The sequence below is a fragment of the Pseudomonas sp. Irchel 3F3 genome, from assembly GCF_900187545.1.
Classification (GTDB): Bacteria; Pseudomonadota; Gammaproteobacteria; order Pseudomonadales; family Pseudomonadaceae; genus Aquipseudomonas; species Aquipseudomonas fortuita.
In genome coordinates, this window is record NZ_FYDS01000002.1 from 100,477 (window position 1) to 125,001 (window position 24,525).

Genomic DNA, 24,525 nt, shown 5'->3' on the forward strand with positions numbered 1-24,525 from the left:
CTCCCACAATGGCCATGGGCCTTATTGGATCCATTCCCATTCGCAAAAACCCCGTGCGTTTCGCTTAAGCTTGAGTACAATCGTCAGCTTTTGCCGGGCCCCCTGTCCCGTCGCTGGAATTCCCAATGCTGACCGGTAGCTACTCCTCTTCACTGGTGTTGATTTCGCTGTGCGTGGCGATTCTGGCGTCCTATACCGCCCTTGACCTGACTGGCCGCATCGCCACCGCCAAGGGCCGGGCTGCCTACCTTTGGATGGGCGGCGGCGGGCTGGCCATGGGCATCGGCGTGTGGTCGATGCACTTCATTGGCATGCTTGCGTTCAGCCTGCCCATCGATCTGGGTTACGACCTTGCCTTGACCGCGTTCTCGCTGTTGATCGCCGTGCTGTCCTCGGGGTTTGCCTTGTGGCTGGTGAGCCAACCGAGCCTGCCGGGGCTGCAACTGGGGTTCGGCGCACTGATCATGGGGGCCGGTATCGCTTGCATGCACTACACCGGCATGGCGGCGATGCGCATGCTACCGGGCATCGATTACGACCCCACATTGTTCGGCGCCTCGCTGCTGATTGCCGTGGGGGCCTCGGCGGCGGCGTTGTGGATCGCCTTCCGTCTGCGCAGGCACACCCCTTATGTGCGGCAGATCCGTGGCCTGGCGGCGGTGGTGATGGGCATTGCGATCGTGGGCATGCATTACACCGGCATGGCGGCGGCGAATTTCCCCGTAGGCAGCTTCTGTGGTGCGCTGGGCGGCGGGCTGCAGGGCGACGGCCTCGTCTATCTGGTGCTGATCACTACCCTGGCGGTGCTGGCGGTGGCCTTGCTGACCTCGGTGCTGGATGCCCGCCTGGAGGCGCGCACAGCCGAGTTGGCCCGTTCGCTGACACTGGCCAACCAGGAACTGACCCAGCTGGCCCTGCACGACACCCTTACAGATCTGCCCAACCGTACCCTGCTGGCCGACCGCATCGAGCAAGCCATCGCCAAGGTGGCGGAGCAGGGCGGCTGTTTTGCCCTGATGTTCATCGACCTGGACGGCTTCAAGCCGGTCAACGATGCCTTTGGCCACCATATAGGTGACCTGCTGCTCAAGGCCGTAGCGGCACGCCTGCGCGGCCACCTGCACAGCCAGGACACCCTGGCGCGCATCGGCGGGGACGAATTCGTGCTGCTGGTAGAGCTGCACGAGCCTGACGATGCCATGGACGTGGCGGTCAAGCAGGTGAATCTGGTGTCGCGGCCATTTCGCGTGGCCGAGCACGACCTGCAACTGTCGGCGAGCCTGGGCATCGTCCTGTACCCCGGTAATGGCCAGGACCAACACGAACTGTTGCGCAATGCCGATGCCGCCATGTACCACGCCAAAAGCGCCGGCAAGAACGGCTACAGCTTCTTTGACGCGTCGATGAACAGCAATGCACGTCAGCAACTTCAACTGCTGCAGGACCTGCGTCAGGCGCTTGAACAACGCCAGTTCCGGTTGCATTACCAGCCCAAGTTCGACGCCCAGGCCTGCCTGCCGATTGGTGCCGAGGCTTTGTTGCGCTGGGAACACCCGCAGCACGGTCTGTTGCTGCCCGACCGCTTCATCGGCTTGGCAGAAAAGACCGGCCTGATCATCCCGATCGGTGAATGGGTGCTTGACGAAGCCTGCCGGCAGATGCGCCATTGGCTGGACCAGGGGCACGCGGGCTGGCGCATGGCGGTGAACCTGTCGGCCATCCAGTTCTGCCATGCAGGGTTGGTCGAGAGTGTGGCCCGGGCCCTGCGGGAAAACGGCCTGCCGGCCAATTGCCTGACCCTGGAAATTACCGAGACCACCGCCATGCACGATGCCGATGCCAGCCTGACCGTGCTGCAACGCCTGTCTGACATGGGCGTGGACCTGTCCATCGATGATTTTGGCACCGGCTACTCCAGCCTGATGTACCTCAAGCGCCTGCCGGCCAACGAGTTGAAGATCGACCGTGGCTTTGTGCGAGACCTGGAGCAGGACAGTGACGATGCAGCGATTGTCTCGGCAATCGTCGCGTTGGGCCAGGCGCTGGGCCTGCGCATCGTTGCCGAAGGGGTGGAAACCGACAGGCAGCAGGACTTCCTGACCCGTCTGGGTTGTGATTCGCTGCAAGGTTATCTGCTAGGGCAGCCGGTACCGGCCGAGCAGTTCATGGCCAAGTTGCAGGCGTTGCACCAGGACAAGAGCGCCGCAGGTTAGCCAGCGCTGCGCAAGGAGAGGGCGGGTATGAACGCGTCCATTTCCGCTTCGACGGCTTCGATGATGCGCTCCACATCGGCTGCGGCCATGATTGCGGCACACGGGATGCCGGCGATGGCCATCAGGGTTTCGCCGGTGGTGCGGTCGAACAGCCGCGCGACCATGCTGCGGGGCGCATCCATGTTGGCTTCGAAGCCCAATGGATGAAAGTGCCAGCGCATCACCTGGCAGGCGTTGGGGAACGTCATCTTGTTCATGCCAGCCTCCTTGTCCGTGCCTGGACGTGGTGAGCAGCCAGCCACACCCATGTGGCTGCCGGGAATGTAAACATAGCAGTTGCTACGGGTGATTCTCGGCTGCAAACATGACAAATGTAGCAATCCATGACTTGGCTCACATCCGTGGGAGCATGCCCATAAGCCAGCTGCGTTCAGGCAAACGTTTACATCGCGCGATAGCAGCGGTTATCCGCGTCAAGCCGTACGTTTTCACGGGGTATCGGCGAAACACTTTTCGGACGAGCGGCAGGCTCACCCCAGCAGCCCGGCCGCGATGTTGATGGTGAACCCTAGGATCGCCGTATTGAACACGAAACCCACCAGCGAATGTGCCAGCACCACCCTCCGCAGTTGCCTGCCGGCAACGCCTACGTCGGAGGTTTGCACGGCCACGCTGATGGTGAAGGAGAAGTAGTGAAAGTCCCAATAATCCGGGTTGCGCTCGCCGTCGGCGAAACGTAACGGTGGTTCATGGTTGCGTCCGGTATAGAACAGGCGGGCGTAATGCAGGCTGAAAATACAGCCGATCAGCAGCCAGGAGCCGGCCACGGTCAGGCCGGTGTAGAGGTAGTGCAGGGCCAGTGCCGTGCCCTGCAAGCCTTTGCTGGACACCAGTTGCAGGGTGACCGCGGCGAGGCTGGCGATGGCAGCGATGCACACCGTGAGCAGCACCATGCCAGCGTTTTCGTCTTCGACACGGGCCACCCTGCGGACTTTTTCCGGGCTGGCGCCCCAGGTGAGGTACAGCACCAGCAGCAGGTACAGCCATACGCCGAGGTTCCAGCCGGCGAGGATGTGCTGGACGGTGTCACCGGCGGGGATCAGCCAGGCGCCGACAAGGCCGACTGCGGCGGCGATGCTCAGGCGGGGGTGGGTTCGGGTCAGGCGGTGAAAAGCCATGGGGCCTCATTTACTGGGGGGGTGGCTACTACTCTAGACCGTTTACGCGCTGTCTCTGCTTCACGCGCCTACAAGGGCACGGTGCACATGCTGATTCTTTGATGTCGCCCGTCGCGCGGCATTGCAACTCTCAGTACACTGCATGCTCCAACACCAACATCCGTTGAACTCGAGGTTTTTGCATGACGCTCAGTCCTTTGGCAGGCAAGCCGGCTCCGGCAAGTGTGCTGGTCGATATTCCCCGACTGCTCACCGCCTACTATACCGGCCGCCCCGACGCTGCCGTGGCGGCCCAGCGAGTGGCCTTCGGCACCTCAGGGCACCGGGGCACTTCGCTTGAATTGAGTTTCAACGAATACCACGTGCTGGCCATCACCCAGGCCATCTGCCTGTACCGCCAGGAAAAGGGCATCGATGGGCCGCTGTTCATCGGCGCCGACACCCACGCACTGTCGGCGCCGGCCACTGCCAGTGCGCTGGAAGTGCTGGCAGCCAATGGTGTGCAGGTGATGCTGTCCAAGGACGACGAATACACGCCCACCCCGGCCGTATCCCACGCCATTCTTTGCTACAACCGTGGCCGCCAGCAGGGCCTGGCCGACGGCATCGTCATCACCCCGTCGCACAACCCGCCGCAAAGCGGTGGCTTCAAGTACAACCCGCCCAATGGTGGCCCTGCCGACAGCGACGTGACCAAATGGGTCGAGGCCAAGGCCAACGAGTTGCTGGCAGCGAACCTGGCCGGCGTCAAGCGTATGGACCATGCCCAGGCGCTGAAGGCGCCGACTACCCAGCGCCACGACTACGTGAGCAGCTATGTGGCGGACCTGGAAAACGTCATCGACTTCGACGTCATCCGCAGCGCCAAGCTGCGCCTGGGCGTCGACCCGTTGGGCGGGGCAGGGGTGCGCTACTGGTCGGCCATTGCCGAGCATTACAAGCTGGACCTGGAAGTGGTGAACACCGAAGTGGACCCCACCTTCCGCTTCATGACCGTGGACTGGGACGGCCAGATCCGCATGGACCCTTCCTCGCCGTACGCCATGCAGGGCCTGATCGGCCTGCGCGAGCGCTTCGACGTGGCGTTTGCCTGCGATCCGGACCACGACCGCCACGGCATTGTCACCTCGGACGGCCTGCTGCAGCCCAACAACTACCTGGCCGTGGCCATCGACTACCTGTTCCGCCACCGCCCGCAATGGCGCACCGACGCTGCCGTGGGCAAGACCGTGGTATCGAGCGGCCTGATCGACCGCGTTACCCAGCGCCTGGGCCGTGAGCTGTACGAAGTGCCGGTGGGCTTCAAGTACTTTGCCCAAGGGTTGTTCGACGGCTCGCTGGGCTTTGGCGGCGAAGAGAGTGCCGGTGCGTCGTTCCTGCGCCGTGATGGTTCGGTCTGGGCGACCGACAAGGACGGGCTGATCCCGGCCTTGCTGGCCGCCGAGATGACCGCCCGCACCGGGCGCAACCCGAGCCAGGCCTACGCCGACCTGACCGAGGCGCTGGGCAAGCCGTTCGCCACCCGCGTTGAGGCCAAGGCCGATGCGCGGCAGAAGGCGTTGCTGAGCAAGCTGGCGCCGGAGCAGGTCAAATCGACCGAACTGGCCGGTGAGCCGATCGTGCAGATCCTCAGCCACGCACCGGGCAATGGCCAGGCGATTGGCGGCCTGAAGGTGATGACCGCCAATGGCTGGTTCGCCGCGCGGCCGTCGGGCACCGAGGATATCTACAAGATCTACGCCGAAAGCTTCATCGACGAGGCGCACCTGCAGCGCCTGGTGCAGGAAGCGCAGGTGCTGGTGGATGCGGCGATTGCCTGACAGGTAACAAACCGCTTGGTGCTGCGGCGTAACGTAAATTAGAATTAATACTATTTACGCCGCCGCAGGGCCATCCCCATGATCGACGTCGCGCCGCCACCGGAGCCTAGCCTGCCTGCCCTGTACCGGGAGCACCGCAGCTGGCTTGAAACCTGGCTACGCCGGCGCCTGGGCAATGCCTGGGATGCCGCCGACCTCAGCCAGGATACCTTCCTGCGGGTGCTGGCCAGTGCACAGCCACTGGCAGACATTCGTGAGCCACGCGCCTACCTGCTCACGGTGGGCAAGCGGCTGCTGAGCAACTTCCACCAGCGGCGCAGCCTGGAGCGGGCCTACCTTGATGCCTTGGCGCATCTGCCCGAGCAGCACGTGCCCTCGCCCGAGCAGCGCTGGCTGTTACTGGAAACCCTGCAAGCCCTGGATGAGCTGCTTGATGGCCTGAAGGCGCCGGTCCGCAAGGCTTTTCTCTGGAGCCAGCTCGAAGGCCTGGGCTATGCCGAGATCGGCACGCGCCTGGGCGTGTGCGAGCGCTCCGTCAAACGCTACATGGCGCAGGCTTACGAACATTGCCTGCTGGCCGAGTTGCAATGACCACCCACTCCCCCGAAACCCGTGAAGCGGTGCGTGCTGCCGCCCGCTGGCTGGCGTTGCTGGATTCTGGCGACGCCAGCGAGACTGATTTGCTGCGCCTGGCACAGTGGCGGGCCAGCAACAGCCTGCACGAACACGCCTGGCAAAAGGCATCACTGCTGCGCGAGCGTTTTTCCGGGTTGCCCGGGGCGTTGGCCATGGCCACCCTTGACCGCCCGGACGCCGGCCGCCGCGCGCTGCTCAAGCAAGCCTTGGGTGTCGCGGCGCTGCTACCGGCCGCCTGGCTGGCAAGCCGGGAGCTGCCGCTCGAGGCCTGGACGGCGGACATGCGCACAGGGGTAGGTGAGCGCCGGCAGGTGCTGCTGAGCGATGGCACTTTTTTACAGTTGAACACTGACAGTGCGGTGGATATCGACCTGGGCGCGCGCCGGCTGACGCTGTTGCGCGGCGAAATGGCACTCAGGGTACCCGACAGCGCGAGCCTGGCCGTGCAGGTGCCCTACGGTCAGATTGCCCTCAATGCAGGTGAAGTGTGTTTGCGCCTGGTCGATGAAGGCTGCCGGGTTTCAGTCGTCAACGGGCTGGCCAGCCTGCAGCCACTGCGTGGCGCGGCCGGGGTGCTGCACGCCGGGCAACAGGCCAGCTTGCAGAAGGCTGGCATCGGCCCCGTTACAGCCCTGAACGACTGGCCGCTGGGCTGGCGCGAAGGCGTGCTGCGCCTGGATGACCGACCCTTGGGCGAGCTGTTGCATGAACTGCGACGGTACCGGCCTGGTGTGCTGCGCTGGGCGCCAGAACTGGAACAGCTCCGGGTGACCGGTACTTTCCGTCTCAACGATACCGATCGGGTGCTGGACTTGCTTGCCGCCAGCCTTGCGTTGCAAGTGCAGGCACGCACGCGCTACTGGGTGACCCTGGCTGCGCGAGAGCATCGTGCTTGAGGCTGTCCCCTTTTTTTCACTTGCCGGTCATTACCGGTAGGAGAAACTAAAGGGGAGCCTTGTCAATGCCTGCAGTAATGTCTTGCCGCTTGCGCCCACTGGTGCGCGCAGTGCGTCCGTTGTTTGCCATGAGCCTGTTGTTGTCTGCACCCACCTGGGCTGATCAGGCGGAGCGACGTGCCTATCAGGTACCGGCCGCCAGTCTGGGCGCCGCGCTTACCCGGTTTGCCGACCAGGCCGGCGTCAGCCTATCGCTGGACCCGGCACTGGTCCAGGGCCGGCAGAGTAACGGCCTGTCTGGTAGCTACAGTGTTGAAGAAGGCTTCCTGCAGCTGCTGCGTGGCAGCGGCCTGCAGTTGCTGCCAGTGGGTGAGGGCGCATTCACGCTGGCGCCGGCGCCTCAGGCGGGTGGGGCGCTGGAAATTGCCCCAACCAGCATTGTTGGCGGCCTGGCGGCGGGTGGCGATGTTCAGCCTTATGCCGGTGGCCAGGTGGCACGCCAGGGCGCCCAGGGGCTGCTTGGCGCGCGCGACTTCATGGAAACCCCGTTCAGCATCACCAGTTACACCCACGAGCTGGTGAAGAACCAGCAAGCGCGCACCTTGGGCGAGCTCATCGCCAGCGACCCCTCGGTGCGGGCCACCAACCCGGCGGGTGGGCGTTTCGAGCAGTTCACCATTCGCGGCTTCAGCCTGTTCAACAGTGACGTGGCGTACAACGGCCTGTACGGCATCTTGCCGACCTACTCGATCGACATGGAAATGGCCGACCGGGTCGATATCATCAAAGGCCCCAGCCAGTTGATCAACGGCATTTCGCCGCGTGGCAGCGTGGGCGGCGGTATCAACGTGCAGCCCAAGCGGGCCGGCGACAAGCCGATCACCGAGTTCACCGGCAGCTACGCGTCGGCTGGTCAGGCAGGCGGCGCGGTGGACGTTGGTCGGCGCTTTGGCGAAGGCCAGCAGTTTGGCGTGCGCTTCAACGGTGTGAAGCAGTCGGGTGATACCGAATGGGACCACCAGCGCGTCGAGCGCGAGATGGCGGTGCTGGGCCTGGATTTTCGTGGCGAGCGCCTGCGGTTGTCGGCAGACCTCGGCCACACCCAGCGTGACACCGATGCGCCGCAAGAGCGTGTGCTGGTCGGTGCCAACGCCAGAGTGCCGGATGCCAACGATGTACGGCGCAACTATGCCCAGGCCTGGAGCAAGGCGCGCACCAACGACGCCTTTGGCGCACTGCATGCCGAGTACGACGTCAGCGAGTCGCTGCTGGCGTATGGTGCAGTCGGCGCGCGCAAAAGCAACCATGACTTCCTGCGGCACAACGTGTCCATCACCAACGATGCCGGCGACTTCAGCGTGCAGCCTCGGGATTTTACCCGCGATGAAACGGTGCGCACCGCCATGGCGGGTGTGCGCAACTGGTTCCACACCGGGCCTGTCAGCCACGAGCTGAACCTGGCCGCCACCTACTTCTACATGGACTTCACCAACGGCGGCGCCCGCTATGCTTCGGCGCCCAGTAACCTCTACAACCCGATAGCGACGCCGACACCGGGTACGCCGACGCGCATCGATCCAGAGGTCTACACCGAGAACCGCTTCTCCGGCGTGGCGCTGGCCGACACCCTCGGGTTTTTCGATGACCGCCTGCTGCTGACCCTGGGGGCGCGCTGGCAGCGGGTGCAAGTGGATGACTGGAGCGACGGCGTCAAAGGCGACACCGCCTACGATGAAGAAAAGGTCTCGCCTTCTGGGGGCGTGTTGCTCAAAGTCACCGATCAGCTGTCGCTGTACGCCAACTACATGGAAGGCCTGAGCCAAGGCAAGATCGCACCGTCGACCTCGATCAACGAAGACCAGATCTTCCCGCCTTTCACCAGCCGCCAGGTCGAGGTAGGGGCCAAGTACGACCTGGGCCAGGTCGCCTTTACCGCCAGTGCCTTCCGCATCCGCCAGCCGGCGTACGAAACCAACGCCACTTCGCGGGTGTTCGGCCCCAATGGCAAGCGTGACAACCGCGGTATCGAGTTGAGCGTGTTCGGTGAACCCATGCAAGGGGTGCGGGTGCTGGGCGGGGTGATGTACATCGACAGCGAGCTGACCGATACCGTGGGTGGCGCCGTTGATGGCAACCGCGCGCCGGCCACCCCCGAGTACAACGTCAACCTCGGCGCCGAATGGGATGTGCCGGGGGTGCACGGCCTGACCCTGACGGCGCGGGGCATTCACTCCAGCTCGCAATACCTGGACCAGAACAACAGCAAGCAGATCGATGGCTGGGAGCGTTACGACCTGGGGGCGCGTTATGCCTTCAACGTGGACGCTACCGAGGTTACCTTGCGGGCCAGTGTCGAGAACGTGCTGGATGATCGCTACTGGAGCTCGGCCGGGGCCTCGGATGACAGTGAACCGGGGCTGACCCTTTCCACGCCGCGGACCTACCTGCTATCGGCAACCGTAGGTTTCTAGCTCAAACAGCCGGGGCTGCACAGCAGCCCCAATGGACTGATCAGCCTACATCGCCCGCCCAAGCTTTTGCGCCTGGCCCTGCAACACGCGCATCAGGTGCATCGCCGCATGCGACGGCGGCTCGAAGCGCGAATAGACAAAGCTGATGTCGAAGTGAATTTCGTCCGCCAGCGGCACCACCGCCAGGCCGCTGTCCTGCGCCACGAATTCGTCGATCACGCTGATGCCCATGCCTTGCTTGACCAGCGCCACCGCCTCGTTGGCATTGGTAAACGACAACAGCGACGGCAACTGCACGCCGTGCCGCTCGATGTGCCCGGCCAGCAGTTTGCCAAAGGGCATGTCGGGCCTGAACAGCAGCAGCGCATGGCCTTCCAGTTGCTGCAAGGTCAGCGAGGTATGCCTGGCCAAAGCGTGATCGGGTGGCATCACCACCACCATACGCCCGCGCATGAAGGCCTGCGAATGCAGGTGATCGTGTACCACGGGCAGGGCGGCAATCGACAGGTCGACCTTTTTCGACAGGATCTGGTTGGGCATCTCGCCCATCAGCGAGGTTTGCCACTCGATGTTCAGCGAAGGTGCCTCCCGTTTGAGTTGGGCCAGGGCAATCGGGATCACCACTGTGGACAGCGAAGCGCTGCACGAGATGCGCAGCTTGCGGTGGCCGCCTGCGCCCAGTGACAGGGCGCATTCGTTAACCTCCAGCGCCGCCTGGTACACCCGCTCGACTTCGCGGAACAGCACCTGCGCCTCGGCCGTGGGCACCAGGCGGTTGTTGATGCGCTCGAACAGGCGGTAGGTCAAACGCCCCTCTATGTACTGGATCAGCTTGCTGACAGCGGGCTGCGATACGTACAGCAGCTTGGCCGCCGCGCTGATCGAGCCGGTCAGCATCACCGCACGGAACACTTCCATGTGCCGCAGTTTGAACACCATGGGGCTCGTGTCTGCGCCTTCGTTGCCAAGCAGCATATGTATTACCTTCGGTTATGGTATTGGCCATCTGGGTATGAGCGTCAAACCCGGCCACGCAGTATCTTGAGCCCAGCCAAATCGCCTTGCGGCGCACAATTACAAGATCTGAAGGCCAGTGCAGTGGCGCTTGCCGGGAGTGTTGCGTGAACATCTTTGACGAACCGAAGATCGATTGCCATAACCATTTGTTTGATCCCGCCCGTTTCCCTTACCACCCCGACGCACCCTATGCGCCCTCCGGGCAGGAAGTCGCCACCCAGGAACAGTTCACCCAGGTGATGGATGCCTACGGCGTGCAACATGCCTTGCTGGTAGGCCCCAACAGTGGCTACCACACCGACAACCGCTGCCTGTTGCATGCCTTGGCCACCGGGCAGGGGCGGTTCAAAGGCGTGGCCGTGGTCGAGGCGGGTATCCACCTCGATGCCCTGGCTGCGCTGCAGGCGCAGGGCGTGGTCGGCATCGCCTTCAACCCCGCGCTTTACGGGGTAGCCAGCCTCAAGGACGTTGACGGGCTGTTCGGCAAGCTTGCCGAGCTCGGTCTGTTCGCCCAGGTGCAGGTATGCGATGACCAGCTGCTTGAACTGCGCCGCCTGCTCGAGGGCTCACGTGCACGCTTGCTGATCGACCACTGCGGTCGGCCGGACGTGGCGGCCGGCGTGCAGCAACCGGGCTTTCAGGCTTTGTTGCAACTGGCTGACAGTGGCCGCGCCAGTGTCAAGCTGTCAGGCATGCAGAAGTTCGCTGCAAGTGATGCGTTGCTGGAGCAAAGCAGCGCCTACGTGCACGCCCTGCTCGAAGCCTTTGGTGCGCATGCCTGCGTATGGGGCTCGGACTGGCCGTTCATCCGCCAACGCTCGCGGGTGGACTACGGCCCGCTGCTGAAACTGGCCGAGCGCCTGATGCCGGATGCCCGGCTGCGCCGCACGGTGATGTGGGACACCCCCCGACGCTTGTTCGGGTTCGCCTAGAACCTGGTTTTTGCCATTCCAATAACAAGAGAGCAACCGTCATGAACACTGAACAGAACGCCAGCCTTGGGGTGTTTGACACCCCGGCACGCGCGCAGCAACGCACCCGCACCCGCTTCATGATTCTGGCGCTGATTTCGGGCGGCACCATGATCAACTACCTCGACCGCAGCGTGATGGGCATTGCCGCGCCCAGCATCAGTGCCGACCTGGGCCTGAACGCGGCAATGATGGGGGTGATCTTTTCTGCCTTCTCGTGGACCTACGCCGCCGCGCAGATCCCGGGTGGCATCCTCATCGACCGGCTGGGCACCAAGCTCACCTATTGGCTGGCGCTGACGCTGTGGTCGCTGTTCACCGGCCTGCAAGGGCTGGCGCAGGGCTTTATGTCGTTGCTGGGCATGCGCTTTCTGGTGGGCATGACCGAAGCACCGTGCTTCCCTACCAACAGCCGGGTGGTGGCTACCTGGTTCCCGCAGAGTGAGCGGGCCCGGGCGACGGGTATCTACACCTTTGCCGAATACACCGGGCTGGCGTTCCTGACGCCGCTGCTGTTCTGGGTGCTGCACGCCTATGGCTGGCGCTTTCTGCTGCTGGCCGTGGGCCTGGTGGGCATCCTCTATGGCCTGGTGTGGTGGCGCAAGTACCATGAACCACACGAGTCGACCACCGCCAACCAGGCCGAACTTGACTACATCGCCGCCGGTGGCGGGGTGGTCGATGGCGGGCAGAAAGCCACCTCGTTCCGCTGGTCGCAGATCCCGGCGCTGCTCAAGCACCGCAACATGCTGGGCATCTGCCTGGGGCAGTTCGCCTGCAACTCCACCAACGTGTTCTTCCTGACCTGGTTCCCCACCTATCTGGTGACCGAGCGGCACATGCCCTGGCTCAAGGTCGGCTGGGTGGCGGTGCTGCCGTTCATTGCCGCTTCGCTGGGCACACTGGTCGGCGGATGGCTGTCGGATGCCTTGCTACGCCGTGGCTACTCGCTGAACGTAGCGCGCAAGCTGCCAGTCATCGCCGGGTTGCTTACCGCCTCGGTGATCGTGCTGGCCAACTACGTCGAGTCCGACGCGCTGGTCATCACCATCCTGTGCATCGCCTATTTCGCCCAGGGCATGTCGGCGCTGGCCTGGATGATCGTGTCCGATATCGCCCCCAAAGGTTTGCTGGGCCTCAGTGGTGGGCTGTTCAACCTGTTTGCCAACGCGGCGGGCATTGTGACACCCCTGACCATCGGCATCATCGTTTCGCTGACCGGCTCGTTCGTGTGGGCCCTGGCGTTCGTGTCGTCGATCACCGTGCTGGGGGCGCTGTGCTACCTGTTCATGGTCAGCGACCTGCGTCGCTTGCCGGAAATTCCTTCTGAAGAAAATGGAGCTAAACAATGAGCCAGTACCTGCAAGGCCAGACCGCAATCGTGACCGGTGGCATGCGTGGCATCGGCCTGGCGATCGCGCAGCGCCTGCATGCCGCCGGCGCGCAGGTGGTGATATGGGACCTCGCGGTCGATGGCTGGGACAGCGTCGAAAACGGCTTTGAGCCGGTGCTGCGCCAGCCGGTCGATGTGTCGTCGCTGGCCTCGGTGGAGGCGGCTTTCGCCGAGACGCTGGCACGCTTGGGGCAAGTGCAGATCCTGGTCAACAATGCCGGCATCAACGGCCCGGTGGTGGCGTCGTGGGAGTACCCGCCAGAGGCCTGGGACAAGGTCATCGCCATCGACCTGAACGGTGTGTTCTATTGCTGCCGCACCGCCATCCCGCACATGCGTGAGCGCGGTTACGGGCGCATCGTCAACATCGCCTCCATGGCCGGCAAGGATGGCGTGCAGTACATCTCGGCCTATTCGGCCGCCAAAGCCGGTGTCATCGCCTTCACCAAGGCAGCGGCCAAGGAACTGGCCCAGGACGGTGTACTGCTCAACTGCGTGGCACCGGCCATGGTCGAGACGCCGCTGATGGCCGAGATGACGGCGGAACACATCGCCGCGAGCAAGGCCAAGATCCCCATGGGGCGCTTCCTCAAGGCCGAGGAGATCGCCAACATGGTCAGCTGGATTGCCGGGCCCGAGTGCAGCTTTACCACCGGTTTTGTATTCGACCTCAGTGGTGGGAGGGCGACCTATTGACTGGCCTGGGCGTGGCGCACCTGACGGCGCTGGAGCTGGCGCCGGCGCGGCTGGTACGCGAGGCGCGCCACGCCGGATTCAGTGCGGTGGGGCTGCGCCTGCACCCGGTAATGGCGGGTGCGTTGACCTACCCGGTTGCCGCCGGTAGCCAGGCAATGCGTGAGCTGCGGGCGGTGCTGGCAGGGGAAGGCGTACGTGTGAGGGACATCGAGTTCGTGTCGTTGACAGCGCAAACCCGGGTTGCCGATTACCAGGCGCTGTTGGCCGCCGGTGCCGAACTGGGCGCGTTGAGCCTGACAGTGTCCGGCGACGACGAGGATGTTGCGCGGCTGACCGGGAACTTTGCAGCGCTGTGTGAAATGGCGCGGGACCATGGCCTGCGTGTGGACCTTGAGTTCATGCGCTGGCGCCCGGTGGCGACCGTGCAGCAGGCTTGTGCGGTGGTGACGGGGGCGGGGCAGGCCAACAGTGGCGTGCTGGTGGATGCGTTGCACCTGTTCCGCTCCGGTGGCCAGGTGGCCGACATCGCCGCAGTCGACCCGCGTTTGCTGCGTGCGGTGCAACTGTGCGATGCACCGATGCTGGCGCCCGCAGAAGCGCTGATCATCCCCGAGGCGCGCGAAGGCCGTTTGCTGCCGGGCCAAGGGCAACTGCCGCTGGCAGCGTTGCTGGCGGCGTTGCCGGGGGACGTGGACATCAGTGTGGAGGTACCGTGCGCCGGCTTGCCCCCCGAGCATCGGCTGCAAGCGGCAGCACAGGTAACCCACGCCTGGCTGCACGGCAGGCGACAACTGTCACCCGCTGTGCAGGTTGCTGGTCACTCCTGATCCGGTACCACGGCAATCACGTCGATCTCCATCAGCCACTCGGCCTGGGCCAACCCGGCAACCACCAGCCCGGTGGAGATCGGGAATACGCCCTTCAGCCACTTGCCCACTTCCTTGTACACCGGCTCGCGGAAACGTGGGTCGGTGATATAGGTGGTGGTCTTGACGATGTGTGACAGGTCGGAGCCTGCTTCTTCAAGCAATTGCTTGACGTTCTTCATGGCTTGCTCGGTCTGTGCCTGAGGGTTACCCAGGCCCACCAGTTTGCCTTCGAAGTCGGTACCGACCTGACCGCGCACGTAGATGGTATTGCCGGCCCGCACGGCCTGGCACAGGTCGTTGTCCAGGGTCTGGTTGGGGTAAGTTTCCTTGGTGTTGAACATGCGGATGCGAGTATGGGTAGGCATCAGTGGGCTCCGAAGGTGCTGACGTTGCTGATCGTGTTGGCTTGCTGCTCATCCGCCTCGCGCTGTTCGCGGTCGCGGTAGGCCAGGTAGGTGCGTTGCGTGGCAATGTGGCCGGCGACGTGCTTGGCGTCGTGCCACACGCCCCAGATGAACGAAGAGCCACGGCGCGACAACCACGGCAGGCCCAGGAAGTACACACCAGGTTCGCGGCCCACGCCGCGCTGATGCTGGGGCTTGCCGTTGGCATCGAAGGTGTCCACCTGCAGCCAGCTGAAGTCCACGCCGTAACCAGTGGCCCAGATGATGCTGGTAACGCCGGCGTTGGCCAGGTCCAGTTCGCGCAGCGGGTTGCTCATGCAGGCTGGGTCGGCCAGGCGTGTGCGGGCTTCGGGTTCTTCAGGCAGGTCCAGGCCGTTGCTTTCGATGTAGGCATCGGCGGCATCCAGCAGGGCCAGGTAGTTTTCATCGCCGCGGTTGATGTTCTCGACCAGGTTGTCCTGGAAGCGCGCCACGCCGTTTTCGAACGACTGGGTAAGGCCGACCAGGGTCATGCCTTGATGGGCGAGGGCGCGGAAGTCCACGGTGTGGCCGCCGCGGGCGCCGCTGACGGCGATGGTCACGTGCTCGCGACCGGGCTTGGCGATTTCTGCGTCCCACTCACCCAGCACACCCAGCCACCAGCAGAAATCGCGGTTGCGGTAGGCCCGTGGCGGGCGGTCGTGGGCACCGACCGACAAATACACCTGGCGGCCTGCGCGCATCAGTTCTTCGGCAATCTGCACGCCGGAGGAGCCGGCACCGACCACCAGCACAGCGCCCTCAGGCAACTGCTCGGGGTTGAAGTAGGCGGCGGAGTGGATCTGGTGCAGGTTGCTGTCTTTCGGTGCGATGGCCGGGATCACCGGTTTCTGGAACGGACCCGTGGCGGCGACCACACGGTTGGCGCGAATCACCCCTTCATTGGTTTCGATGGTGAAGCCTGGGCAGTCGCTGTTGCGCACCACGCGCTTCACTTCGATGCCGGTGCGCACTGGCAGGTTGTACTTGCGTACGTACTGCTCGAAGTAGTCGGCCACCTGGTCCTTGCCTGCGAAAGCGTCGGCGTCGAGGTTGAATTCCAGGCCCGGGAAGCGGTCGTGCCAGACCGGGCCGTTGGCCACCAGCGAGTCCCAGCGGCCTGTACGCCAGGCCTCGGCGATGCGGTTGCGCTCCAGCACCAGGTGCGGCACGCCAAGCTTGTTCAGGTGTTCGCTCATGGCCACGCCGGCCTGACCGGCGCCGACGACGAGCGTATCGATTTCGAGGTTGTTCAGTGTCATGTCCGAGCCCTTGTTCAGGCGGTTTTTGTAAGGTCGGTTTGGAGGACCGCCGTTGCCTGGAGCCAGACTAGGGATGCTGCACGAATGGCGAAAATAGTATTTAGCTGGTGCTTGCCGATAAAACGGCGAAGGCCTTGGATTTTGTGGCGTGTAGTGTGTGTTGGCCCAGTGCATGTCCTGGTTTATGGGGGGTGCAGGAATCGAGCGCCGCGCGACCTCAGCCACAGCACAGTTTTTTCCTGCCTAACCCCTCGGAAAATGTTGGTTTCGTGGTCTAGAAGGTTGCGCCCAGAATGCCCTGCATCGCACAGGACAACAGGAGCTATACCATGACCTTCTCCATCATCGGCCGCTGCCAGGAAACCGGCCAGGTCGGCATCGCCATCAGTTCGTCGAGCATCGCTGTGGGCGCCCGTTGCCCCTGGGTACGTGCGGGTGTTGGCGCTGTTTCCACCCAGAACATCACCTTGCCGGCGCTGGGCCCGCAGATTCTCGATGCCCTGGAGCAGGGTCAGTTGCCGCCCGGCGCTGCGCTGGACCGGGTACTGAGCGCCAATGGCTGGAGCGAATACCGCCAGGTCACGGTGATCGACAGCCATGGTCAGGTGGCGCTGTTCACCGGGCGTGAGGCTTTGGGCACGCACCATGCCGTGGCCGGTGAGCAATGCGCGGCGGCGGGTAACCTGTTGTCCTCGACCCAGGTGATTGAAACGATGGTAGTGGCCTTCGAGCAGGCCGGCGGGCACCTGGCCGACCGCTTGCTGGCTGCCATGCATGCGGCGATGGCCGCTGGTGGCGAAGCCGGCCCGGTGCACTCGGCGGCGTTGAAGGTCGCTGGCGAGCTCACCTGGCCATTGGTGGACCTGCGCGTGGACTGGGCCGATACCGACCCGATCGGTGTGCTCGATGGCCTGTGGCAAGCGTACCGCCCGCAGATGCAGGATTACGTTACCCGTGCGTTGAACCCGACAGCCGCACCCTCCTATGGGGTGCCTGGCGATGAGTGATTTTGCCAGCCGCGCGCTGTTGGCCCGGCTGGTCGGCTTTGCCACGGTCAGCCGCGACTCCAACCTTGAGCTGATCGGCTTTATACGTGATTACCTGGCCGAGCTGGGGGTGGAAAGCGAACTGTTCCATAACCCCGAGGGCACCAAAGCCAACCTGTTTGCCACCATCGGCCCTCTGAATGCTGGCGGCGTGGTGCTGTCAGGGCACACCGATGTGGTGCCGGTTGACGGCCAGGCCTGGACCGTCGAGCCGTTTGTCCTGAGCGAACGTGGCGGGCGCCTGTATGGCCGCGGTACGGCCGACATGAAAGGCTTCATCGCCTCGGTGCTGGCAGCCGTGCCCGCGTTTCTTGCCCAGCCGTTGCACCTGCCGGTACACCTGGCATTTTCCTATGACGAGGAGGTGGGTTGCCTGGGGGTGCGCTCGATGCTGGCCGCGCTTGAGCAGCGCCCGCACAAGCCACGCCTGTGCCTGATTGGCGAGCCTACCGAGCTGAAGCCGGTGCTGGGGCACAAAGGCAAACTGGCGATGCGCTGCCAGGTGCAAGGTGCGGCCTGCCACTCGGCGTATGCCCCGTATGGGGTGAATGCCATCGAGTTTGCGGCGAAGCTGATCGGCAAGTTGGGTGACATCGGTGAGGCGCTGGCATTGCCCGCGCATCACGACGCGCGCTTCGACCCACCGTTCTCCACGGTGCAGACCGGGGTGATCAAAGGGGGCAGGGCGCTGAATATCGTGCCGGCAGAGTGTGAGTTCGATTTCGAAGTGCGCGCGCTACCGGGGTTCGAGGCGCAGGCAGTGGCTGACCAGTTGCAGACCTATGCAGAGGCCGAGCTGCTGCCGCGCATGCGCAAGGTCAATGCGGCCAGTGACATTCGCCTGCAACCGTTGAGCGCGTATCCCGGGCTGGCGACCTCGGCTGATAGCGAAGCGGCACGGTTGGTGGCGTTGCTCAGTGGCTCGGAAGATTTCGGTACCGTGGCGTTTGGCACCGAGGGCGGGTTATTCGACCAGGCGGGTATCCCCACCGTCGTGTGTGGCCCAGGCAGCATGGACCAAGGTCACAAACCGGACGAATTCGTCAGTGTCGAGCAGTTGCGCGGGTGTGATGCCATGCTGCTGAGGTTGGTGGATTACCTTCGGCAGGCTGCCGTCTGACAGGGTAAGAACGTATGCAGGAGCGGCCCATCGCGACGCAAGGCCGCTCCTGCAGGGATCGGTGTCTGCTTCAGGTTAGAAGCTGGCCTTGACCTGCAGGCCAACCACCAACGCGTTGTCGATCTTCTTCCCCGAGAACGCCCCCGGCTCGATGATGTACTGCACATCCGGGCGCAAGTTCAGCCACGGCGTTGCCTGGTAGCCATAGCTCAGTTCGATCAACTGCTCGGCGCTGTCGATGTCGGGGAACTGCTGGCCCGCGTCAAAGGCGGCATCTTCCAGCACATCGCGGCTACGCGGGTTGGGCACGGCACGGCCGTAACCCAGCGCCACGGTATCCTTCGGGCGGCCTTCGAACGGCTTGTACAGCACCACGCCGGCGCCATACCACTTGGTGAACGGCGAGGCGGCCTTGCTGGATGCCGAGTACTGGCCGAAGGCGTGCAGGCTGCGGCCTGGCGAGCGTTGGTCGTTCCACACCGCCTGGTCGATCAACAGGTAGTGGCCGCCACGGCCGGCTACTTCGTCATCGCTGCCGATGCGTTTCACATCGGAGCTGTCGTAGTAGTAGCCCAGCTTGTATTCGCCGGGCAGTTCACCCTGCAGCTTGTACACCAGCTCCACCGGTACTACGGTGCCGGTGGTGTGCTTGGGGCCCAGATGCCAGGCCCGGCTCGAGTTGCCGTTGCTCTCAGGGTCGACGTTGAACGCCGCCACGCGCAGTTGCCAGGCCGGCGACAGGTCGTATTTCACCCGCACGCCCAGGTGTGCGTTGGGGTAGTTGGTCCAGCCACTGCCGCCGGACATGTTCAGCGGGTGGCCGCAGAAGCCGGCGTTCATGAAGTTGCACAGGATGCCGCTGTCCAGGCCGCCCAGGTCGTTACCCATGGCCATGTAGCCCAGCTTGACGTTGAGCGCCGGGGTGAACAGGGTGCGCTCGTAGCTCAGCTCGGTCAGGCGGGTGTACAGGCCACCGAAGTTTTCCTGGATCGGCAGGCGGTTGCCTACCAGGTCTTCCGAGGCACTGTTACCGCGGCGGTCGTTGATGGTCAGCTGGACCTTGCCACCGTTGTCCAGGCCGTACAGTTTCGACAGGTCGAACTGCACGCCCAGCTTCAGGTTCTGCGAATAGCGCGCCGAGCGGTGCAGGCCGCCGTGGGCGTTGTAGGCGGTTTCGCCACTGTAGTCGCCGGTGAACTTGACGCCGTCGTCTTCAAGCTGGTGACGCAGGCCACCCCAGTCACCGGTCAGGGTGCTGCGGGTCATCAGGTCGCCGTCGGCCAGGGCAGTGGTGCTCGCCAAGGCCAGCAGCAGGGTAGGGGTCATGCGAATTGCGGATGGCATTGCTGTGTCTCGGTTGTTATTCAGGGGCCATTCACAGATGAACCCGCTCCCGCGTGGCCAGTGCTGACCTCGTGGGAGCGGGTTCACCGCGAAGGGGGCGACGCGGGTTTACGGCAAGGCGTAAGAAATCACGTAGTCGCCGCGGTCAGTCGACTGGCGCGCACCGCCAGCAGTGATTACCACATACTGCTTGCCGGTTTTCGGCGAAACGTAGGTCATCGGGCCGCCCTGGCTGCCCACTGGCAGGCGAGCCTTCCAGATTTCGTTACCGTTGCTGCTGTCGTAGGCGCGCAGGTAGAAGTCCTGGGTGCCGGCGATGAACACCAGGCCGCCTTGGGTCGACAAGGTACCGCCCAGGGTTGGCAGGCCGATCTTGATCGGCAGGTGCATGCGGATACCGAGCGGGCCGGTGTCTTCAACGGTGCCAACCGGTACTTGCCAGGCCACCTGGCGGGTCTTCATGTCGATGGCGGTCAGGGTGCCGAACGGTGGCGCCTGGCACGGAATGCCGGCTACCGACAGGAAGCGGTTCTTGTTCACCGCATACGGGGTGCCCTTGAGCGGTACTGCGCCCATGCCGGTGTTCAGCGCTTCGCCACCGGACGCCGCACCGCCTTTGTTCTGCGACGGAATCATTTGGATCCACAGGCCCAGGCGCATGTCGTTGACGAAGATGAAGCCGTGTACCGGGTCGGTAGAAATGCTGCCCCAGTTCATGCCACCCAGCGAACCCGGGAAGCTCAGCGACAGGTCGGTGCCCGGTGCGGTGTACAGGCCGTCGTAGCGCATTTTCTTGAAGTCGATGCGGCACAGCAGCTGGTCATACGGGGTGGCGCCCCACATGTCCGACTCGGTCAGGGTTTGCGCGCCGATCTGCGGCATGCCCACAGACTTCGGCTGGGTTGGGGAGTAAGGTTCGTTCGGGATGTTGCTTGGCTTGACCGGTACTTCGTCGACCTGGGTCAGCGGCTTGCCGGTGGCGCGATCAAGCACGTAGATCTGCCCGGCCTTGGTGCCGATCACCACCGCAGGTACCGACTGGCCGTCGTCCTTGGTGAAGTCGATCAGGCTTGGCTGCATCGGCAGGTCAAAGTCCCACAGGTCGTTGTGCACGGTCTGGAACACCCATTTCTGGTTGCCGGTGGTGGCGTCCAGGGCCAGCACCGAAGCGCCGTAGGTGTGGTCCAGCTTGCTGCGCTCTACACCGTAGATGTCGGTGGACGACGAACCCATTGGCAGGAACACGGTGTTCATCGCCGGGTCGTAGGACATCGGTGCCCAGCTGTTCGGGGTGCTGCGCACGTAGGTACTGTCGCCCTGCGGTGCCTGGCGGTCTTCCGGGTTGCCCGGGTCGAAGGCCCAGCGCATTTCACCGGTGATCACGTCGAAACCACGGATCACGCCGCCTGGCATGTCGGTCTGGACGTTGTCGGCAACACGGCCGCCGACCACCACGGTGGTACCGGCCATCAGCGGTGCGGAGGACAGTTGGTAATAGGAATCCGGCACATTGCCCAGGCCGGTCATCAGATTGACCTGGCCGTTGTTGCCGAAGCCCTGGCAGAACTCGCCGTTGTCGGCGTCGACGGCAATCAGGCGGCCATCGATGGTGTTGGTCAGCAGGCGACGCTGGCAGTTGGCACCGGCCGGCACGCTCCCGCCGGCGACCGGCGAGCTGTTCGGCTGGGTCGGCTGGGCGATGGCGGCAGTGGCGTCGAAGTAGGCCATGCCACGGCAACGCTGCCACACCTTGGACTGGGCGTTGATTTCGTTCTTCCACAGCTCTTTGCCGGTGTCGGCATCAAGGGCGATCAAGTTGTTGTGCGGGGTGCAGATGAACACCTTGTTGCCGATCTGCAACGGGGTCAGCTGGTCTTCGGCACCGTTGCCATCGCTGATGGCTACGTCACCGGTGTGGTAGGTCCAGGCCACCTTCAGCTTGTTCACGTTGTCGCGGTTGATCTGGTCCAGCGCGGCGAAGCGGCTGCCACCTTCGGTGTTGCCGTAGTGGGCCCAGTCCTTCTGCTCTTTGCCAGCTTCGACCGGGGTCATGCCCGGCCCTTTGCCGGTTGGGGCGACGCTTGGGTGGGCAACGAACATGTTGCCGGCGGCAATCACCAGTGCCACGGCCATCACCCCGGCAATGCCGTAGGCACCACGGCCGGCACTGGCGCCGTTGGCACGGGCCAGCAGCGGGTAGACCAGTGCTACCACCATGCCGATCGCGGCAAACATGAACAGGCGCGAGAACAGTGGCCAGAACACCAGGCCAGTGTCGATCAGCGCCCAGATCGCGGTACCGATCAGGAACGCCGCGTACAGCCAGGCGCCGGTCTTCTTGCGGCAGGCGATAAGGACACCGGCGATGGCCATGGCCAGTCCGCCGATCAGGAAGTACAACGAACCGCCCAGGCCGGCCAGCTTGATGCCGCCAGCAGCCAGGAGGAGGCCGAGCAGGGCGATGATCACGCCCAGGCCGATCAGGATAATGTTTGTGGCGCCAGAAGCGCGCGGAGTTTCGTTCATGCCAGGGATCTCAGCAGGTGGAATGCGCGCAGTCTAAGCCCTTAGCTTGCTAATTAACAAGTTGGTACATAATTTAATGAGGCTGATTGTCGCAGGGCTGAACGTGCGATGATGTCGTTAAAAGTTTAGATCAGGTGACGAAAAAAGCATTAAACAGGTGGTTAAAGCTGGCTATGCAATCTGCATTCATACTTTGGTCGAGTACAAAAGTGGCCAGCCATCATGCGTCTTGACCCGCTCGGCTGTTTGTAAGAACTTGCTGAGATTTGGAAAACAGGCAGCAAATGGACAAATTCCTGGCGATGAAGATGTTCGTGGCCACCGTTGATGCACAGGGCTTTTCTGCCGCTGCGCGCAGGCTTGGGCTGGCCACTTCGTCGGTAACGCGGCTGGTCGACGCCCTGGAAACGGCGCTGGGCGCCACGTTGCTCAACCGCTCGACTCGCCAGGTCAGCCTGACCGAAGCTGGCGCCCGCTACTATGAGCGTGCGCGGGGTATTTTCGAAGCCTTGGACGAGGCCGATGCCAGTGTTGCCGACCGTGGCGAGCAGCCTGTCGGCGTATTGCGCCTGTGCCTGCCGGTGGAGTTCGGCAGGCGGGTGATCGCGCCGCACCTGGGGGCGTTTCTGGCGCGACACCCTGCGCTTGAGCTGGACATCGATCTCAGCGACCGCCTGGATGACCTGCTGGACGGGCGTTACGACTTGTCGATTCGCCTGGGCGACCCCTCGCCCAACGACGAACTGGTCTGTCGCCAGCTCGGGCGCTTCGAGCGTTGGTTGGTGGCCAGCCCGGCTTACCTGGCCGGGCGCGACACCCTGCAGCACCCCCGGCAGCTGCTTGAGCATGCCTGCCTGCGCTTTCGTTACGGGCAAAAAGCGCGGCCCTGGCGCCTGGTGAGAGGTCAGGACAGCCTGGAACTGGACGTTACCGGGCCGTTGCGCAGCGCCAACGCCGACATGTTGCGCGAAACCGCACTGGCGGGCAGTGGCATCGCGCTGCTGGCCGACTGGCTGGTGCGCGAGGATGTGCTGGCCGGGCGCCTGCTGCGGCTGTTCCCTGACTGGCGAGCCAGCCCTGGCACGGCCAATGACAACATCAATGCCCTTTACTTGCCCAACCACCGTGGTTCGCGGCGGGTGAAAGCATTCATCGATTTTTGCGAAAGTTTGTCAGGTCAGCATAACTAGCGTTGCGCGGTGCGCAAAAGCGCGTTGCGCTACAACCGGATTCTCGGCACTGGCATGGCTGGTTAAGGTAGCCGGCATATTCCATCCCTTGTCCAGGAACCTCGCATGAATCCCTCCCTTGCCGCCGGGCAGCCCGCAACCACCGGCCTCAGCCGTGCGCTGGTAGTGCTGCTGGCGTTCTGCTGCGGCGCGATCGTCGCCAACATCTACTACGCCCAGCCCATCGTCGGTCTGATCGCTCCGGACCTGGGGCTGTCCACCGAGCATGCCAGCCTGATCGTTTCACTGACCCAGCTGGGTTATGCCTTGGGCCTGCTGTTGCTGGTCCCGCTGGCTGACCTGCTGGAAAACCGCCGCCTGATGGTCGCCACTGCTGTGCTGGCCTGTGTCAGCCTGCTGCTGGCGGGGACCAGCAGCAGCGGCCAGGGCCTGCTGTTTCTGGGCTATGCCTTGTTGATCGGCTTCAGTTCGGTGGCGGTGCAAATGCTCATTCCGCTGGCGGCGCACCTGGCGCCGGAGCAGCAGCGTGGTCGGGTAGTCGGTAACATCATGGGCGGGTTGTTGCTGGGTATCCTGCTGGCGCGGCCGTTGTCCAGCCTGGTGGCCGACCATTTCGGCTGGCGCGCGGTGTTCATTGGCGCAGCCGGGGTGATGCTGGCGATCATTTTGCTGCTGGCCCTGACCCTGCCGCAGCGGCGACCCGAGCACAAAGCCAGCTATGCCGGATTGATGCTGTCGTTGCTCACATTGTTGCGCCGCTATCCGCTGCTGCGTCAGCGCTCGTTGTACCAGGCACTGATGTTCGCGGCATTCAGCCTTTACTGGACCGCGGTGCCAATGGCGCTGGCGGGTGAGCATGGCCTGTCGCAGACCCAGATTGCCGTGTTCGCCCTCGTGGGCGCGGTGGGTGCCGTTGCCGCCCCCTTGGCTGGCCGCCTGGCAGACGCCGGGCATGCGCGGGCCGGCTCGCTGCTTGCGCTGCTGCTGGCGCCGGCGGCGTTGTTGCTCGGGTTGACGGTGCCGGGCTACAGCGTGATCGGCCTGGGCCTGACTGGCGTGCTGCTGGACTTTGCGGTGCAGATGAACATGGTCATCGGCCAGCGCGAAGTGTATGCACTGGACCCGGCGAGCCGCGGGCGGCTGAATGCGGTGTACATGACCAGCATCTTCGTGGGCGGGGCGCTGGGGTCGGCAGTGGCCAGTGCGCTGTTTTCCCAGTTTGGTTGGCAGGGCATCGCGCTGGTGGGGGCGGGATTGCCGGGTGTGGCATTGATCACCTTTCTGGCCAAGGCGCCCCGGGCATGAACGGTGTGCGGTCCTTGTGGGGGGCAGTCCACTTTGTGGGAGCGGGCTTGTCCCGCGAAGGGGGCCCCGCGGTGCATGGCACCGGCTTTGCCGGTGTTCGCGGGGCAAGCCCGCTCCCACAGCGCGCCTGCAAAGTCAATGAGTCATGTT

20 protein-coding genes are annotated in these 24,525 nt (G+C 64.0%); 13 read left to right on the forward strand and 7 right to left on the reverse strand.

Annotated elements, in window-relative coordinates:
• Window positions 1–125 precede the first annotated feature (125 nt).
• Entirely contained in the window at window positions 126–2,213 is a 2,088-nt protein-coding gene (locus CKW35_RS03930; protein ID WP_016487449.1) for a bifunctional diguanylate cyclase/phosphodiesterase, read from the forward strand.
• Here CKW35_RS03930 and CKW35_RS03935 read toward each other — a convergent pair.
• Window positions 2,210–2,470 carry a DUF1652 domain-containing protein gene (locus CKW35_RS03935; RefSeq protein ID WP_016487448.1) on the reverse strand — a complete coding sequence of 87 codons (261 nt, stop codon included), beginning with the start codon at window positions 2,468–2,470 and terminating at the stop codon, window positions 2,210–2,212. The genes CKW35_RS03930 and CKW35_RS03935 overlap by 4 nt on opposite strands.
• Window positions 2,471–2,743: 273 nt before the next feature.
• Complete coding sequence (locus CKW35_RS03940; protein ID WP_016487447.1) at window positions 2,744–3,391, reverse strand: DUF1345 domain-containing protein; 648 nt, start codon at window positions 3,389–3,391, stop codon at window positions 2,744–2,746.
• Between the two features lie 182 nt (window positions 3,392–3,573).
• Between CKW35_RS03940 and pgm the strand changes: the two genes are divergently transcribed.
• From pgm to CKW35_RS03960, 4 genes are all read left to right on the forward strand, one after another.
• Window positions 3,574–5,211 (forward strand): phosphoglucomutase (alpha-D-glucose-1,6-bisphosphate-dependent), encoded by a 1,638-nt coding sequence (pgm, locus tag CKW35_RS03945; protein WP_060518268.1) that lies wholly within the window; start codon window positions 3,574–3,576, stop codon window positions 5,209–5,211.
• Window positions 5,212–5,289: 78 nt separating this feature from the next.
• Window positions 5,290–5,802: a sigma-70 family RNA polymerase sigma factor gene (locus CKW35_RS03950; protein ID WP_016487445.1), complete on the forward strand. Its 513-nt coding sequence runs from the start codon at window positions 5,290–5,292 to the stop codon at window positions 5,800–5,802.
• Complete coding sequence (locus CKW35_RS03955; protein ID WP_060518266.1) at window positions 5,799–6,743, forward strand: FecR domain-containing protein; 945 nt, start codon at window positions 5,799–5,801, stop codon at window positions 6,741–6,743. Before CKW35_RS03950 ends, CKW35_RS03955 begins: the two co-directional genes overlap by 4 nt.
• A gap of 65 nt (window positions 6,744–6,808) precedes the next feature.
• Window positions 6,809–9,214: a TonB-dependent receptor gene (locus CKW35_RS03960; protein WP_095115153.1), complete on the forward strand. Its 2,406-nt coding sequence runs from the start codon at window positions 6,809–6,811 to the stop codon at window positions 9,212–9,214.
• A 45-nt stretch (window positions 9,215–9,259) separates the two neighbouring features.
• Here CKW35_RS03960 and CKW35_RS03965 read toward each other — a convergent pair whose 3' ends face one another.
• Window positions 9,260–10,189 (reverse strand): LysR family transcriptional regulator, encoded by a 930-nt coding sequence (locus CKW35_RS03965; protein ID WP_016487442.1) that lies wholly within the window; start codon window positions 10,187–10,189, stop codon window positions 9,260–9,262.
• A gap of 146 nt (window positions 10,190–10,335) precedes the next feature.
• Between CKW35_RS03965 and CKW35_RS03970 the strand changes: the two genes are divergently transcribed.
• Genes CKW35_RS03970 through CKW35_RS03985 form a run of 4 tightly spaced genes read left to right on the forward strand, consistent with a single transcriptional unit; the run spans window position 10,336 to window position 14,118 of the window.
• The gene (locus CKW35_RS03970; RefSeq protein WP_095115155.1) at window positions 10,336–11,163 is read left to right on the forward strand and encodes an amidohydrolase; all 828 of its coding nucleotides are present in this window, start codon (window positions 10,336–10,338) and stop codon (window positions 11,161–11,163) included.
• A gap of 41 nt (window positions 11,164–11,204) precedes the next feature.
• A complete protein-coding gene (locus tag CKW35_RS03975) occupies window positions 11,205–12,554 on the forward strand; it encodes an MFS transporter (protein ID WP_016487440.1) in 1,350 nt (449 codons plus the stop codon).
• Entirely contained in the window at window positions 12,551–13,291 is a 741-nt protein-coding gene (locus CKW35_RS03980; RefSeq protein ID WP_016487439.1) for an SDR family NAD(P)-dependent oxidoreductase, read from the forward strand. The genes CKW35_RS03975 and CKW35_RS03980 overlap by 4 nt, the downstream gene beginning before the upstream one ends.
• On the forward strand, window positions 13,288–14,118 hold the full coding sequence (locus tag CKW35_RS03985) for a sugar phosphate isomerase/epimerase (protein WP_095115157.1): 831 nt from the start codon (window positions 13,288–13,290) through the stop codon (window positions 14,116–14,118). The genes CKW35_RS03980 and CKW35_RS03985 overlap by 4 nt, the downstream gene beginning before the upstream one ends.
• Here CKW35_RS03985 and CKW35_RS03990 read toward each other — a convergent pair.
• Both CKW35_RS03990 and CKW35_RS03995 read right to left on the reverse strand, forming a co-directional pair.
• Entirely contained in the window at window positions 14,109–14,525 is a 417-nt protein-coding gene (locus tag CKW35_RS03990; RefSeq protein ID WP_012271993.1) for a RidA family protein, read from the reverse strand. The genes CKW35_RS03985 and CKW35_RS03990 overlap by 10 nt on opposite strands.
• Window positions 14,525–15,844 carry an NAD(P)/FAD-dependent oxidoreductase gene (locus tag CKW35_RS03995; RefSeq protein ID WP_095115159.1) on the reverse strand — a complete coding sequence of 440 codons (1,320 nt, stop codon included), beginning with the start codon at window positions 15,842–15,844 and terminating at the stop codon, window positions 14,525–14,527. Before CKW35_RS03995 ends, CKW35_RS03990 begins: the two co-directional genes overlap by 1 nt.
• Before the next feature lie 329 nt (window positions 15,845–16,173).
• On the opposite strand from CKW35_RS03995, the gene CKW35_RS04000 reads away from it, so the two are divergent.
• Both CKW35_RS04000 and argE read left to right on the forward strand, forming a co-directional pair.
• Window positions 16,174–16,851: a DUF1028 domain-containing protein gene (locus tag CKW35_RS04000; protein WP_060518262.1), complete on the forward strand. Its 678-nt coding sequence runs from the start codon at window positions 16,174–16,176 to the stop codon at window positions 16,849–16,851.
• A complete protein-coding gene (argE, locus tag CKW35_RS04005; protein WP_060518260.1) occupies window positions 16,844–18,010 on the forward strand; it encodes an acetylornithine deacetylase in 1,167 nt (388 codons plus the stop codon). Before CKW35_RS04000 ends, argE begins: the two co-directional genes overlap by 8 nt.
• Before the next feature lie 75 nt (window positions 18,011–18,085).
• Here the strand turns inward: argE and CKW35_RS04010 are convergent, their stop codons facing one another.
• Both CKW35_RS04010 and CKW35_RS04015 read right to left on the reverse strand, forming a co-directional pair.
• The gene (locus CKW35_RS04010) at window positions 18,086–19,354 is read right to left on the reverse strand and encodes a carbohydrate porin (RefSeq protein WP_060518258.1); all 1,269 of its coding nucleotides are present in this window, start codon (window positions 19,352–19,354) and stop codon (window positions 18,086–18,088) included.
• A 108-nt stretch (window positions 19,355–19,462) separates the two neighbouring features.
• Window positions 19,463–21,880 (reverse strand): glucose/quinate/shikimate family membrane-bound PQQ-dependent dehydrogenase, encoded by a 2,418-nt coding sequence (locus CKW35_RS04015; protein ID WP_016487433.1) that lies wholly within the window; start codon window positions 21,878–21,880, stop codon window positions 19,463–19,465.
• A 284-nt stretch (window positions 21,881–22,164) separates the two neighbouring features.
• Between CKW35_RS04015 and CKW35_RS04020 the strand changes: the two genes are divergently transcribed.
• The gene (locus CKW35_RS04020; RefSeq protein WP_016487432.1) at window positions 22,165–23,070 is read left to right on the forward strand and encodes a LysR family transcriptional regulator; all 906 of its coding nucleotides are present in this window, start codon (window positions 22,165–22,167) and stop codon (window positions 23,068–23,070) included.
• A 105-nt stretch (window positions 23,071–23,175) separates the two neighbouring features.
• Window positions 23,176–24,375: an MFS transporter gene (locus CKW35_RS04025; protein WP_070086538.1), complete on the forward strand. Its 1,200-nt coding sequence runs from the start codon at window positions 23,176–23,178 to the stop codon at window positions 24,373–24,375.
• Window positions 24,376–24,525 lie beyond the last annotated feature (150 nt).